Annotated in this window: 16 protein-coding genes; 4 read left to right on the top strand and 12 right to left on the bottom strand. The window is 38.6% G+C overall.

The window, feature by feature from the left end:
- Window positions 1-190: 190 nt before the first annotated feature.
- Complete coding sequence (locus NYP54_RS00580; RefSeq protein WP_283156702.1) at window positions 191-676, bottom strand: low molecular weight protein-tyrosine-phosphatase; 486 nt, start codon at window positions 674-676, stop codon at window positions 191-193.
- A 200-nt stretch (window positions 677-876) separates the two neighbouring features.
- Between NYP54_RS00580 and NYP54_RS00575 the strand changes: the two genes are divergently transcribed.
- Window positions 877-1,032, top strand: coding sequence for a hypothetical protein (locus tag NYP54_RS00575; protein WP_191092745.1), 156 nt, complete (start codon window positions 877-879; stop codon window positions 1,030-1,032).
- On the opposite strand, the gene NYP54_RS00570 is transcribed toward NYP54_RS00575, so the two are convergent.
- From NYP54_RS00570 to NYP54_RS00550, 5 genes are all read right to left on the bottom strand, one after another.
- Window positions 1,022-2,275 carry an SLC13 family permease gene (locus NYP54_RS00570; RefSeq protein WP_283156701.1) on the bottom strand — a complete coding sequence of 418 codons (1,254 nt, stop codon included), beginning with the start codon at window positions 2,273-2,275 and terminating at the stop codon, window positions 1,022-1,024. The two genes, NYP54_RS00575 and NYP54_RS00570, sit on opposite strands and share 11 nt — an antisense overlap.
- A gap of 110 nt (window positions 2,276-2,385) precedes the next feature.
- Complete coding sequence (locus tag NYP54_RS00565; protein ID WP_283156700.1) at window positions 2,386-3,807, bottom strand: deoxyribodipyrimidine photo-lyase; 1,422 nt, start codon at window positions 3,805-3,807, stop codon at window positions 2,386-2,388.
- Between the two features lie 5 nt (window positions 3,808-3,812).
- The gene (gene hemH / locus NYP54_RS00560; protein ID WP_283156699.1) at window positions 3,813-4,802 is read right to left on the bottom strand and encodes a ferrochelatase; all 990 of its coding nucleotides are present in this window, start codon (window positions 4,800-4,802) and stop codon (window positions 3,813-3,815) included.
- Window positions 4,803-4,843: 41 nt separating this feature from the next.
- Window positions 4,844-6,301, bottom strand: a complete 1,458-nt coding sequence (gene tldD, locus NYP54_RS00555) for a metalloprotease TldD (protein ID WP_283156698.1) — start codon at window positions 6,299-6,301, stop codon at window positions 4,844-4,846.
- A 12-nt stretch (window positions 6,302-6,313) separates the two neighbouring features.
- Window positions 6,314-6,937, bottom strand: a complete 624-nt coding sequence (locus tag NYP54_RS00550) for an L-threonylcarbamoyladenylate synthase (RefSeq protein WP_151193745.1) — start codon at window positions 6,935-6,937, stop codon at window positions 6,314-6,316.
- 71 nt (window positions 6,938-7,008) lie between these two features.
- Here NYP54_RS00550 and NYP54_RS00545 point away from each other — a divergent pair, with 71 nt between their 5' ends.
- On the top strand, window positions 7,009-7,545 hold the full coding sequence (locus NYP54_RS00545; RefSeq protein ID WP_151193744.1) for a septation protein A: 537 nt from the start codon (window positions 7,009-7,011) through the stop codon (window positions 7,543-7,545).
- Window positions 7,546-7,749: 204 nt separating this feature from the next.
- On the opposite strand, the gene NYP54_RS00540 is transcribed toward NYP54_RS00545, so the two are convergent.
- From NYP54_RS00540 to NYP54_RS00530, 3 genes are read right to left on the bottom strand one after another with little or no spacing between them, the layout of a single operon-like run.
- Window positions 7,750-8,670, bottom strand: coding sequence for a DNA polymerase III subunit delta' C-terminal domain-containing protein (locus NYP54_RS00540; protein ID WP_283156697.1), 921 nt, complete (start codon window positions 8,668-8,670; stop codon window positions 7,750-7,752).
- A gap of 10 nt (window positions 8,671-8,680) precedes the next feature.
- Entirely contained in the window at window positions 8,681-9,685 is a 1,005-nt protein-coding gene (gene sohB / locus NYP54_RS00535; RefSeq protein ID WP_283156696.1) for a protease SohB, read from the bottom strand.
- A gap of 11 nt (window positions 9,686-9,696) precedes the next feature.
- Entirely contained in the window at window positions 9,697-10,308 is a 612-nt protein-coding gene (locus tag NYP54_RS00530) for a glutathione S-transferase N-terminal domain-containing protein (RefSeq protein WP_283156695.1), read from the bottom strand.
- Window positions 10,309-10,474: 166 nt separating this feature from the next.
- Here NYP54_RS00530 and NYP54_RS00525 point away from each other — a divergent pair, with 166 nt between their 5' ends.
- Both NYP54_RS00525 and NYP54_RS00520 read left to right on the top strand, forming a co-directional pair.
- On the top strand, window positions 10,475-11,662 hold the full coding sequence (locus tag NYP54_RS00525; RefSeq protein ID WP_283156694.1) for a nucleoside transporter C-terminal domain-containing protein: 1,188 nt from the start codon (window positions 10,475-10,477) through the stop codon (window positions 11,660-11,662).
- Window positions 11,659-12,240, top strand: a complete 582-nt coding sequence (locus NYP54_RS00520; protein ID WP_283156693.1) for a hypothetical protein — start codon at window positions 11,659-11,661, stop codon at window positions 12,238-12,240. Before NYP54_RS00525 ends, NYP54_RS00520 begins: the two co-directional genes overlap by 4 nt.
- On the opposite strand, the gene NYP54_RS00515 is transcribed toward NYP54_RS00520, so the two are convergent.
- The 3 genes from NYP54_RS00515 to NYP54_RS00505 all read right to left on the bottom strand — a co-directional run bounded on the left by NYP54_RS00515 (window position 12,237) and on the right by NYP54_RS00505 (window position 14,581).
- Window positions 12,237-12,974: an MIP/aquaporin family protein gene (locus NYP54_RS00515; protein ID WP_283156692.1), complete on the bottom strand. Its 738-nt coding sequence runs from the start codon at window positions 12,972-12,974 to the stop codon at window positions 12,237-12,239. The two genes, NYP54_RS00520 and NYP54_RS00515, sit on opposite strands and share 4 nt — an antisense overlap.
- 225 nt (window positions 12,975-13,199) lie before the next feature.
- Window positions 13,200-14,132, bottom strand: a complete 933-nt coding sequence (locus tag NYP54_RS00510; RefSeq protein WP_283156691.1) for an ABC transporter substrate-binding protein — start codon at window positions 14,130-14,132, stop codon at window positions 13,200-13,202.
- A gap of 35 nt (window positions 14,133-14,167) precedes the next feature.
- Complete coding sequence (locus NYP54_RS00505; protein ID WP_283156690.1) at window positions 14,168-14,581, bottom strand: hypothetical protein; 414 nt, start codon at window positions 14,579-14,581, stop codon at window positions 14,168-14,170.
- Between the last annotated feature and the right edge of the window lie 72 nt (window positions 14,582-14,653).

Here is a 14,653-nt window from a genome sequence, read left to right as displayed (position 1 = left end):
ATTCACCTGCTTCATCAACGACTGCTTGTGGCTCTTTAATGTTTTCCAAATCTTTCACTTTATTGACTTTATCTACTTTTTCTCTTTCTTTTACTTTTTTGACTTTTTTTATTTTTTTATCATTCATAACATATCTTCTTTATTTTTATCATCACATACCCCAAAAAAATGAGGCTATATGCAACATATCTTATCTTTGTTTCAATTCAGTTTTTAATGCTTCCAGTAAATGTCTGCACGCCGTGTCAATCATTAAATACACTTGGTCAAACCCATCATTATAATACGGATCTGGCACATTATTTATTGCCAAAGTCGGCGCATATTGCAGCAATTTCGTTACCTTTTGCATATCACTATTTGGCGCAATCATCTGCATATCTTTGAGATTCTGATCATCCATGGCAATCAGATAATCATAATGCTCAAAATCTTCTGCCACTAACTGTCTTGAGCGCAAGTCACGAATATCACAATCATATTTCAACGCTGTTGCTATCGTTCTTGGGTCAGAGGCATCACCTTTGTGCCATTGAGCAGAGTGTGTGCCCGATGATTCAATTTCAAAATAAGGTTCTAAATGCGCTTGAGCAACAAGCTTACGCAAGATACCATGCGCTGTTGGTGAGCGGCAAATATTGCCCATACAGACAAACATGACTTTAATCTTTTTCATATGCTTGATGACAACCATGAGGGTTAATCATTATTCCTGAGGCTAGTGTATTACATTTGACTAGGGGATTAACAGCACTATTTATCCTCATTATGTCGCATTGGGTATTATTTCAACTACATTTCTTTCGTATTTATGGCAAAAATTTAAATCTTGATCTACTTTAAACAATGAACCAATCAACTTTTAGAGGTGACATTATGATGAAGATAAAAAAACTTGAAAAAGAAATCGCTGAAAGCATCGACAACCCAAAAGATAAAACCATCAATACCAAGTCAGCTAACTTATTTATCAGCAAATTCAAACCGATTGCTTACGGGTTTGTGCTACCGATGAAAACGCTTAAACACTAGTAAAACATAAAGTCATTAGCCAATAACATCCTAGAAAAATCAAACTCAATATTAAACCAATACAAAGAAAAGATGCAAAGCGAAAAGCAAATATTTTCACACGCTCAGCCGATTGAAAAAGAATGACATTACTGGCTGCCCCCAACATGCTAAGATTCCCTGACAATGTGCTACCTACCGCAAGTGCGATGAATAACTCACTTGTCTGTCCATATTGGTTTAATAACGGTAGCAATAACATTACCGCGGGCACATTAGATAACATTTGACTTAACACAAAACCAATCATAATAAGGCTTAATGGATTAAGCAGCCATGCTTGATGCGTACTTAAAAAGCTCTGCGTTATCCCTGTTAACCAAACTGCATGCATAAAAACAAACATCGCAACAAAAAAGATGATACTCGTCCAATCTAGATGTTTAAATACAGCCATTCGTCGTTGGTAAGCAATGATAATCGGCAAACAAGCAATAAGGGCAATATAGGTTAGCGAAATAAAAGGCATCTCAATGAGCGTTAATAGCACTTTGAATATAATAAGTATGACAAAACTTATCAGGGCGATGGTGATAGGGGTAACTGCTTTAACATTTATTGAAACACTTTCAGTCATTAAGATATTAGTGTTCATCGGTAGGCGTAGCTCTTTGCGATATACAAATGCAATCAGTCGATAACAAGCATAAAGCGTGATCATACTAGGAATAAATAAGCAGCCAAAGAAACTAATAAATGGAGTGCTCAAATATCCAGCTATCAGCAAATTCTGCGGATTACCAATTGGGCTAAAAACACTGCCAATTGTCATGCAAAACGCCAGCGCATATAAATATGGCGTACTGGCAAGTGAATGGCGTTTAATCAAGGTTATTACAATACCCGCGCCAATAATCGCAATCGTATCATTAAGAAAAAGTGCTGATAACAAACCACTGCCAAAACACAAAATACATAGTAACTTCTCTTGTGAGGCATGACGCAAAACATACTTTGTCAACATCACATCCAACAACCTACTATCATGTAATGCGCTACCGATAAAGAAAACTGCAATAAGGTAGAAAATCGTCGGAAAATCAATCGACTGCCAAGCCTGCTGCAGCGAGATATTGCCACTAGCGACAACAATAATGGCGCATACCAACATTACCAGCCAAATAGGCGCTGAAAATCGCCCTACTTTACGCAAAGACGCCGCAATAAAAATAATAACCAACAATAAAAGTGGTAAATAATGCACTTTCTAGTCGCCATTAAGGTTAAGGTCCGATGATTATAATCTCTCCATTTGCAGATGGGTAGCTCCATAGGAAATCAATAACCAACTCACCTAGCTACGCCATACTAAAACTACAAATCTTTATAATTTGCTAACGCCTCCTCTCTTGAGACTTTAAGATCAACAACTGGATAAGGATAATCTTTACCAAGAGTGATACCAGCTTGTTTTAAAACACTCTCCGGTGCCAACCACGGTGAGAATAAATACTTATTCGGAAGTTGACTCAATTGAGATAAATAGCGACGAATGTACTCACCATCACTATCAAACTTTTGCCCTTGAGTGACTGGATTAAATATGCGAAAAAAAGGAGCGGCATCAGCGCCACTTCCGGCAACCCATTGCCAATTGGCACTATTATTCGCTAAATCAGCATCAAATAAGCAATCCCAGAACCATTTAGCACCATGGCGCCAGTGAATATGACAATTCTTTGTCAAAAATGACGCGACGATCATTCTAACGCGATTATGCATAAACCCCGTTTGCCATAACTCCCGCATTCCAGCATCAACAATTGGAACACCTGTTTGACCCTGTTGCCATGCTGTTAATAATCTCTTATTGTCTTGCCATGGATAGTGATCAAACTTTTGCTGCCAATTGTGATCACTTAATTGTGGGTAATGATAGAGCAAAGCATAATTAAACTCACGCCATATAATCTCTGATAAGTAGGTCTGTTTGTTATCTTTATCGCATTTTCTTTGGCGTGCCTTCTCCCAAATAATATGTGGTGAAATTTGCCCAAAATGTAAAAAAGGCGCAAGCTTAGATGTTGCACTTAAGCTTGGAATATTACGATTATGCTGATAATCATGTAAATGATGCTCAATAAAGGTTGCTAAATAATCATGCGCCGCCTTCTCACTGATTTGCCAATGTGATAATACCTTCTCTGACCAATCATGCTGAGGTAATAAGTTTAGATCCGCCAAACTGCTATTACTTACTTTAACTTCAGTTAAGCAGCTTTGCATCTCTTTAATCTCATCTACTGGCGCTCTTGGCGGCATGACTTGCAATGCTTGGCGCTTAAATGCACTAAAGACTTTGTAAGGCTGGCCATCACTCTTTAATACCTCCCACGGCTCCCACAATAAACTGCTATTGAAACTGTGCACATCTATTGCGTGCGTTTTTAGTTGCGCCTTAATATGTTTATCTCGCGTGACGTGCCATGGTGTATATAAGCGATTCCAAAATACCTGCTTAATATCATAGCGATCAATAAGCTCAATAATGATCTCATAAGGGTCACCTATAAAAAATTGTAATCGATGATGAAGTGTCTGATTTAAAGATTGCAATGCATAATGAAGCCATGCTTTAGTCGCTGCACCCATTTGCCAGTCTTGTGAATCAGTATCATCAAGAATATAAATCGGCAGAACCACACCACTTTTGAGTGCTGCATTCAGCGCTGGATTGTCGATAATTCTTAAATCTTGGCGAAACCAAAGAAGAACTTCTGGCTTTTGCAGCGTCATCGTTATTACTCACCAATAATGGTTTTCAACATCTCAATATGCTCATCACGATCATTCAAACATGGGATAACGGCATAATGCTGACCACCTGCATTTAAAAATGTCTCGCGTTCCGTCTCTTTTAATTCCTCCAAGGTTTCCAAGCAATCAGAAGCAAATCCTGGCGCCATTACTAGCACATTTTTTTTGCCCTTTTTGGCAAGATTTGCCAACACTTCTGTTGTATATGGTTTAAGCCACTCTTTGGGTCCAAAGCGAGATTGGAAAGATAGTTGAATATCTAGCTTTGTTTCACTCAGTGCACTTTTAAGTAGTTCAAAGGTTTGTAAGCAATGTGCTTGATACGGATCACCCTTTTGTACACACTCCAGTGGAATACCATGAAATGACAGTAACAACACATCTGGCGTGAAATCGATCGTCTCCAGATAACTTAAAACACTCTGTTTTAATGCCTTAATATAAGCAGGATGCTGATAATACGGGGCAACACCAACAATATTAGGTTGATAACGCATTGTTTGCAATACACGAAAAACCTCATCATATACAGACGCCGTTGTTGTGGCTGAGTACTGCGGGTAAAGTGGCACAATAGTAATTTCAGTAACGCCTTGGACACTCAACGCCTCAATCTTTGCTTTAATCGATGGCTCACCATAGCGCATTGCAAAATCAACGATCACCTCATTGCCTAACTTATCGGCGAGTTTACGTGCTTGAGCTTGTGTGTAATACATCAAAGGTGATAATTGTTTATCTTGAAACCAGATACTTTCATAAAGCTTAGCGGTTTTAGGGGAGCGAAATGGCAAAATAAACAAACGCAAAATGGGTTGCCAAATGAATGAAGATGCTTCAATCACACGCCGATCAGACAAAAATTCTTTAAGATATTTGCGCACATCTTTGACTTGATATGAGTCAGGAGTTCCCAAATTAACCAATAGTATTGCTTTCTTAGCATTACTTATTGCCTTTCCTTTATTGCTCATCTTCTTTATCTCATCCATTTTTTTATTGAAGTTATACACTTCTACTCACAACCACCAACCGTTATTTCATCGATCTTTAAACTGGCTTGCCCAACACCAACAGGCACAGACTGTCCATCCTTGCCACAAACGCCAATGCCTTTATCCAAAGCAAAGTCACTGCCAACCATCGAGATTTTTTGCATTACTTCCGGACCGTGACCAATCAAAGAAGCGCCCTTGACTGGGTGCATAATCTTACCATTTTTGATCAAATATGCCTGATCCATTACAAATACAAATTGCCCTGAGGTAATATCCACTTGACCATCATTAAAATGAGTCGCATAAATTCCATGATCAATGCTTTGGATCATATCCTCAAGCGTATCCTCGCCTGGCAACATATAGGTATTGGTCATTCTTGGCAATGGTAAATGCGCATAGGATTGCCTTCTGCCATTACCCGTTGCTGATACACCAAAAGCTTTCGCTGAAATTCGATCATGCATATAGCCTTTTAAAATACCGTTTTCAATCAACACCGTTTTCTGAGTCGGTGTTCCTTCATCATCAAAATTAAGCGAGCCACGACGATTGGCAATACAGCCTTCATCAATTACCGTGCATTTCTCTGAGGCAACTTTCTGTCCGATTTTTCCCGAGAAATGTGAGCTTTTTTTACGATTAAAATCACCCTCTAAACCATGCCCTACTGCTTCATGCAAAAGTACTGCAGGCCAACCTGATCCAAGCACCACTGGCATTTTACCACTAGGTGCAGGACTTGCCTGAAGATTAGTTTTAGCGCCCTTATATGCTTCATCAACATAAGACTTCCATAGATTATGCTCAGTGAAGTAATGATAGTCATAGCGCCCACCGCCACCGGCTGAAAAGCTTTCGCGCTTTTGATCTCCCTTATCATCAGTAACCATAATTAAACTGACATTCATGCGCACCAACGGTCTTACATCCATTACACACAAACCATCGGTATTTAAGATCAACACCATTTCCATATTCGAGGCAATGGAAACCGTGACTTGCTCGATATTGCTGTCTAATGATTTAGCATAAGCATTAATTTGATGAAGCAGTGCAATTTTATCTTCCGCAGGCATACTATCCAATGGGGACAATGCTGGATAATGGCGAATAATGTGTGGCGTGTTAAGTTTTTCAACCCTATAGGGATTAGCACTGTCTTTTAATAGGTAAAGTGCCGTTTTAATGAGTTTCTCAATGGTGTTCAGATGCAAATCATCAGCATAAGCAAAGCCTGTCTCACCATCAAATACGGCTCTGACACCAATGCCTTGCTCAATACCAAAGCTGCCATGTTTGACGACACCGTCATCTAACATCCAGCTTTCAGAGATTATCTTTTGCAAATACAAATCACCAAAATCAATTCGCTTTTGGCTTAATAAGTCCAGTAAGCCTTTTAATTTCTCCAAACTTAAATCAAATGGCTGTAATAACTGTTCATTAATAATACTGTAATATTGATCCTGCATTTTCTTCCTAAATTATTCAAATATACTGATATCACCACTGCCAACACGCAATATTTCGACAGGGACTTCGGTCATATCCACAACCGTTGTTGGTTCATAACCACAATAATCCGACTCTAGAATATAATCAATCATCTGCGCACAGGGTTCATTGGCAAAATCCTCGCTATATACAAGCGCATTATCCTGATCTGGCAAGATAAAGGTGGTACTTAATAGCGGTTCGCCTAAAGCCTCACTTAACATCAAAGGTACTGGATGATCCGGCACACGAATGCCAACGGTTTTTTTGCTTTTGTTTAACATCAATCCCGGCACTTTACTCGTTGCTTGCAAAATAAAGGTGTAACCACCCGGTGTTGCCCTTTTGAGTAAACGATAAACACTGTTATCAACCTTGGCATATTGCGCGATCTCAGATAAATCACGACAAATAATTGTGAAATTATGTTTATCATTCAAATCACGAATCTTTTTTATTTGCTGCAACGGTTTTTTCAAGCCCATCTTGCATCCCAAGGCATAGCCTGAGTCTGTCGGATAGGCAATCACCTTGCCATCATTTAAGGCATTAACAATTTCTGCTAAGACAGCCTTATTCGATGAGTAAGGATTTATTTCAATGTATTGGCTCATAGCAGCTTCTTACTTTATACTGGTCGCGAAAATTTGTGCTAAGTGTACCACTAACCCTCTCTGGAGAGAACATGAAGAAACTGCTTTTTGACTTTTTCCCTATTATCATCTTTTTTGTCGTCTATAAAATGTATGACATCTACACTGCGACAGTGGCACTCATCATCGCCACCGCAATTCAGCTAACCTATGAAGTTATCCGCTATCGCAAAGTGTCAATGATGCATGTTGTGACTTTTGTCTTGGTGTTAATCTTGGGAGGTGCCACCGTTTACTTCCATGATGAAGCATTGATCAAATGGAAGGTAACGATTGTGAATTGGTTATTTGGTGTAATTTTTATCTTTTCAACCTATTTAATGCAAAAGCCGATTATTCAACGCCTGATGGAAGAAAGCATTGAACTGCCACAAAAAATTTGGAAACGCCTTAATAATATCTGGGGTGTGTTTTTTTTATTTTTAGGCGCGATTAATCTTATTGTTGCTTATAATTTCTCAACAGATATTTGGGTAGACTTTAAGCTCTTTGGCATGCTTGGAATTACTTTTGTATTTGTTATTGGTCAAGGAATTTTTCTTGCCAAGCATATTGATCATAAAAAATAATTGCTCTTAAAATCTAGAGTTACGAACTCTTACTATTTCAACACCCCGCCTCGCAAGCTCGGCACCCCTCTTGCAAAGAGGGGAATTAAAATCACCATTGCCCAATTCCCCTCTTTGCAAGAGGGGTGGCAGCCGTAGGCTGACGGGGTGTTTATAAAATCATCGTTTTTTTCTATTTTTTAAAGTGCATAACTCCAGTTAAAATCAAGCACTCAACTCTATCAAAAAACTCTCAATAGCTAGTTGTTTATTGACGTTATAATGCTTACCTTCATAGGCTTTAAGCTTTAGTAGGCGCTGATAAAAACCATATAAAGCAATATGGTCATAGCGCTTAATCAATCCCTCTAATAACGCTTTTTGCTCTTGTGTTGGCATGGTTTGTAATGAGTCCAAACGATAATAATAAGCATCAATCAGTAAACTGGTTAACCAATAAATCGCATCCTGATAATAGGCATTGATATCAATAGTTAATGCCAAGGGCGACAACTGACCTTGAATAACCTGTATCAGCTCTTTACGTAGTTGCCAGAAACTCTTATCTGTCTTAATGCGATCAATCACCCGCAGATCAGCCTTACTAATCGCTAATGCTTTGGCAATATCCTCATCATTCATTTGATACTTTTGTCTGAGATACGCTTTCTTTTGCGCCAATGTTAACGCCAGATCAAATACTTGTACGCGCGAGCGCAATGTTGGCATAATCCACTGTAATTGATTGGTTGTCATCAAAAAATAAGTATTCTCTGGCGGCTCCTCCAAACTCTTTAATAGCGCATTGGCAGCAGATGTATTTAAGGCTTCCAGTGGGCAGAGGATAATCACCTTAGCTTTAGCGCCGTGGCTTGTTAGATAGATACCTTCTAATAGATTTTTGATTTGATCAATCTTGATTTGCCCATCATCTGATTTCAGATAAAAAACATCCGCAGCTGTCGCCAGATCATCTACAATATCATGCTCTAATAAAACAGTCGTGAGTTTAGTCAGTAATGGTTCAAGTGGCAAATGATCAATATTATTTAATAAAATCCCATGTGCTAAACGATTTTGCGCTAGTGACGCTTTGATTTGCTCAATAAAATCAGCATGAAAAACACTTATATCAATATCAGTCATTTATTGAAGCTCATGGTCCAACGCGTTGAAAGACTTTCAATGCACTGTGACACATACTCGAGAGTTTTGATTTTTTTGTTTTATATTCGATATGGAATAACTTTAATGATCCTGACTGGTATTTATCCAACAAATAGGCATCACTTGTTTTAAGCGCATCAACTAGATTAAGTTCCAAAGCAGATTGCCCAAACCAGTACTCACCTGTTGCCACTTTCTCAATATCTAAGTTCGGTCTAAAGTGGGCAATATGCTCTTTAAAAAGTTTATGCACCACCTCAAGCTCTTCTTTAAATTTTTCACGTCCCTCATCGGTATTCTCACCCAACATTGTCAAAGTGCGCTTATATTTGCCTGCAGTGTGTAGCTCAACGTCAACCCCTTTATCGCTAAGAAGTCGGTGAATATTTGGCAATTGTGCCACGACACCAATCGAGCCAACAATGGCAAAAGGTGAGGCGATAATCGTATCAGCAACTGATGCCATCATATAGCCACCACTCGCGGCAACTTGATCAATCACCGCTGTTAACTTAAGATTAGCCTCTTTAATGCGCGCTAATTGTGCGGCGGCTAAACCGTAACCATTAACCGCCCCGCCTGGGCTTTCTAAGCGGATAACGACTTCATCATTTTTATTGGCAATCTGCAAAATAGCATTGACTTCTTCTGCTAAGGCTTCACTTTGTGAGGCTTTGATATCACCTTTAAAATCAATGACAAACACATTACTCAAATCATCATGTTGCGCTTTATGTGCAAGCTTTAGCTTCTCTTGGTTTGCCTTATGCATTTTTTTAAATGCTGATTTATTTAGCACTTCATGCGCTAACTGCTCTTGGCGTTGTTGATAAGCTTCATTTAATGATTTAACAACCAACTGCCCTTTTTTGTTACTCGCTTTACCCTTTAGTGATAAAGCCAAGATAAACCCAAAGGCAATAACTATAGCAATAACAATCGTTGCCGCCTCAAGCACGAAAAATAAATAATTAATGGCATGATCTGCCCACATACGATGAACTCCTAGTGACGACGATAAACTTTCTTAACCTGTTTTGGTAAGGTGCGTTGAAATGACTCGCGCGCGAAAATACGCTCAGCATATTTGGTAATATCCCCTAATGACTCATCAAGCGGAATACCTTGCGCTGGCAAAGCATGCAACAATGCCGCCAGTGAACAATCCGCCAAAGTCATCGAATCTGACATAAAAAACTCATTCTCTGAAAAAATCGGTTCAATTGCTCGAAAGCTATCAACCAATGCCACTTTAGCTTCTTCAACCTTTTTTTGATCAGTACCACACAAAATAAAATTCAGCAGTGAATACCACTCACGATCAATTCGTGTCATTGCCAAGCGCGTACGTGCGCGCTCAACCGGATAGTTTGGCAGCAGTGAAGGTGCCGGATAACGCTCATCAATATAAAGCATCACCACCTCAGGATCATAAATGACATAGTCACGCTCTTTTAAAATCGGTAACGTTCCTTCAGGGTTTAATTCTAAAATCATTTCTTTATCAATGATTTCATCTAACTCAACCACCTTGAAACTCATACGTTTTTCTTCCAAGGCAATGCGTGCGCTATGCGAATACGGGCAATCTTTTTTTATAAAAAGTGTGATATACATGAAACAGTTATTATCTATAAAACAAAATGATAGACAATGGTAAATGGTTTGCCCTAGTTGGTCAATTGCTTCAATTTGAAATTCCTAAATTACATGACATTTTAATCCAAAAGTATTAAGATGCGCCCGTTTGCCTAAATTCAACTAACGAGGGAGTTACCACACAATGCTAAAAATTTTGCATTTTTTACTCGCATTGATCATTCTTGCTGTGATCCTATATCTCACGAGCATGAATCGTAAAAATATTAAAGCACGTTTTATTATTCAGCTGATTATCATCGAGATTATCGTCGCTTATTTCTTATTAAAATCAGCTGTTGGCGCTGACATTATCAGCGTCATTTCAAGTGGGTTTGATTATGTCATGCAATACGCGATGGAAGGAACCAAGTTTGTCTTTGGCTCAGTCGTACCTCAAAACTTCGTCTTTTTCTTTAATGTATTAATGCCAATTGTTTTGGTATCCGCTTTAATTGGTATCTTGCAGTATTTAAGAATATTACCGCTTATTATCCGCGGTGGCGGCTGGATCTTATCTAAGATCAATGGCATGGGCAAACTTGAATCTTTTAACGCATTAAGCTCGCTTATCCTTGGACAATCTGAGAATTTCATCGCCTATAAAAATATTCTGCCTGAAATTTCAGAGCGCAGAATGTACACAATGGCAGCCACAGCGATGTCAACGGTTTCTTTGGGTATCGTTGGTTCATACATGCAAATTCTTGACCCACAATACATCATTGCTGCTTTGATTTTAAATATGTTAAGCACTTTTATCGTCTTACATATCATCAATCCGTATGACTACTCGAAAGAGCAAAGCTTTGAAGATATGAGCCTCCACAACGATAAAAAGCAAGCTTTCTTTGAGATGTTAAGCGAATATATTCTTGATGGTTTTAAAGTCGCCATTATTGTTGGCGCCATGCTAATTGGCTTTATTGCATTGCTGGCAATGTTAAATGGCATTTTCAATGGCATCTTTGGGATTAGCTTTCAAACCCTTTTAGGCTATGTGTTCTCGCCAATTGCATGGCTTCTTGGCATTCCGAGCAATGAAATCGTTCAAGCCGGTGGCATTATGGCAACCAAGCTTGTTTCTAACGAGTTTGTTGCGATGTTGTCATTAAAAGATCAATTGGCACACTTCTCAACGCACAGCGTTGCGATTATCTCGATTTTCTTAGTGTCTTTTGCCAACTTTGGCTCGATTGGCATTATCGTTGGTGCTGTTGCTGCCTTAAATGGCGAGCGCGCTAAGTTTGTTTCACGCCACGGCTGGCGCTTAGTCTTTGGTGCTACTATGGTGAGTTTCTTGTCTGCCCTTATCGCAGGTTTAGTTATATGAGAATAAATTTTCCTTTGTTTTTTAAAGGATGTTTTGCTCTAGCTACTTTAGCCATTTCAATAGCTGCGCTTTACTTAAGTTACACGTCTTATCAATTATCCCAAACTAATCTGCGTTACGAATACCCTGTAGATTTAAATATTGTTCAATCTAAAGCTTATTCTTGGATTCAAGAACCAAACACTAAAGCTTTTATTTTAGACATTAAAAACAATGGAAAAAGTGCAGCCATAGATTTTCATGCATCTCTAATAACATCTCAAGGGATAAAAATACCTTTACCTAGCTATATGTCAAAGCCACCACTTACTCCTACCTTTACAATTAATGCTGGTAAAAAAACTGTATACCCACTAGCACGTCTATCTGATATTGAGACAACACTTAGATTGCCTAAGGACAGTGTTATATGTGGATTTTTCTTTAAAGCTGATAAGATTCCACATAGAGGAAAGAAAGTACACCTAGATCTTCAATATAGTTATAGAAATCTAGTTGACGACGTTAAACTAACTAATGTTGGATTAGTTTTAGTCTACACTAGAAACTTTGAAGGTTGTAACAATGCTCCAGCCTAAAACATAAATAAACGAATCAACACAAATCCTAGAACTGCGCCTACTAGGGGTGCCAATATTGGCACCCATGCATAGCTCCAATCACTTGACCCTTTACCTTTAATGGGTAACAAAGCATGCGCAATTCTGGGTCCCAAGTCACGCGCCGGATTAATCGCATAGCCTGTGGGACCGCCCAAAGATAAACCAATCCCCCAAATGGCAAAACCAAAGACATAAGGTAAAGAGCCATTGGCAAAGGGTAATTGATTACCATAGCTAATCAGGGCGCCGACAAATACAATTAACAATGTTGTTGCAATAAGTTCCGTGACAAAATTGCTGCCCTTATGACGCATTGCCGGATAGGTTGAGAATACCATTAACTTAAAGTGCGCATTATCGGTATATTGCCAATGTGGATAATAGGCAAGCCACACAAGGACTGCTCCTAAAAAGCAACCAATCACTTGTGCAATCCATAATAATAAAACTTCGCCAAAGGAGTGATAAACTCCTCCTAATAAGTATTTAGCTAAGGTGACTGCGGGATTTATATCTGCTTGTGGCGAGCCTGCGGCTTGGGCGACAAACACTGCCATCATCACCGCAAATCCCCAACCTGCGGTAATGACCATCCAACCACTGTTTTCCGCTTTGGATTGTTTTAATAAAACACCTGCGACCACACCACCGCCCAAGAGTATCAACACAAGGCAACCAAGCAATTCCCCAAAAAAAGCACTATGCAACATAAATCATCCTCCTGTTATTTTCTTGCAGAATAATAGTAAAGTAGCTGAAGTTACGAACTCTTACTATTTCAACACCCCGCCTCGCAAGCTTGGCACCCCTCTTGCAAAGAGGGGAATTAAAATCACCATCGCCCCATTCCCCTCTTTGCAAGAGGGGTGGCAGCCGTAGGCTGACGGGGTGTTTATAAAATCATAGTTTTTTCTATAGTGCGTAACTTCAGTAAACTAATCTGCGGCGCCTAATATATCACAGATATTTTTGACACCCGTTAATATTTGTGGAGAAAACTGCGAAATTCCATCAGATGACAACTGAAAAACGTGTTTATTTTTTACAGCTAATAAATCTTGCCAACGCTGCCACATCGATGTTTGGTCAATATGCCATTTAGTTATATTCGATAACATGATTATTATACTAGGATCACGCTCAACAATCGCATTGATATTTGTTTGAAAACTGACGTTATCGATATCTTTAAATACATTCACGCCGCCACATTGCACCACAATATCATTTAAAATCCCGCTACCTCCAGCAACAAAAATCGGTTGCATTGCTAATTGCAACAATACGCTTGGTTTATGATGATTAATAATTGATGCTGTAGCCTTGTGTTTAATGATTGCCTGAAGTTGTGTTACAAAGCTTTGTTGCAATGCAATCCCTGCGTTTTTTAATTGAATACTCGCACCAATATCGGCAAATGTCGTTGCTAATGATTTAAGATCCTCGGCATTAAAAATGGCGACTTTAATGCCAAAACGTTTGAGCAAAGCAATCACTTGCGGTTGCGTTTGTCCCGCCCATGTAATCACTAAATCAGGTGCTAAACTAATAATTTTCTCAACATTAAGCGCTTGAAAGGACCCAATATTCTGGTAGTTTTCATAATACTTAGGCTGCCCAGTATAGTAAATACTGCCGATGAGTTTGGTATTAATCTCAGCCTTAGCGTTCTCTTTTGTTGCTTGTTCAATCACATCATGAATAATTGCTGTGGTATTGGGTGAAAGGGATACCACTGTAAAGACTTTAATTGTATTGGCATATAGTGATTGTAGCGGTAATAAAACAAGAATAAACCACAAGATAAGTACACAACATTTAAAACAGTGTGATTTTAAAGTAATTGAATCATTTTTTCTGGCATACATGAGAATATCAAAATTAAACATGATTTAAGCGCAGTCTAATAGACATCATCTTCATACTCTGGATACTGCATTGGGTTCTCACCTACTGAGCTTACTACTCTTGGATATTTAGCTCGACTATTATAGGTTGCGTCTTTTTTGTATTTCATTACACGAAATATCCAGCTGTCACCAAAATCAAAGTGCAGAAATAAATTAAGCTGCTCATCATTTGGAAATAAATCATCCAATGTAATTTCACTTTCTTGATGATTTTTAAATTTGATAACATTGTCACCATAAGGTCTACTCGTTCGCTTTCCCATGTAGAATTCATGCAGATGGTCATTATCAAATTTAAAGCTTTTCAATATAAATGGGCATAATTCTTCTAACGTCATTGTACTTTTGACTTCACACTTTTTATATGAATCCGACACTTGTATTTTAATATTCCAAATTTCACTCATAATAATCTCCTACTATTTTATATTCACTTTCTAATCCACAGATATATCACTTTTATTAAAGTCCAATCTCCT

This window comes from Cysteiniphilum sp. QT6929 (assembly GCF_030035755.1).
GTDB lineage: Bacteria > Pseudomonadota > Gammaproteobacteria > Francisellales > Francisellaceae > Caedibacter > Caedibacter litoralis.
This window is presented reverse-complemented; position numbering and strand designations above follow the sequence as displayed.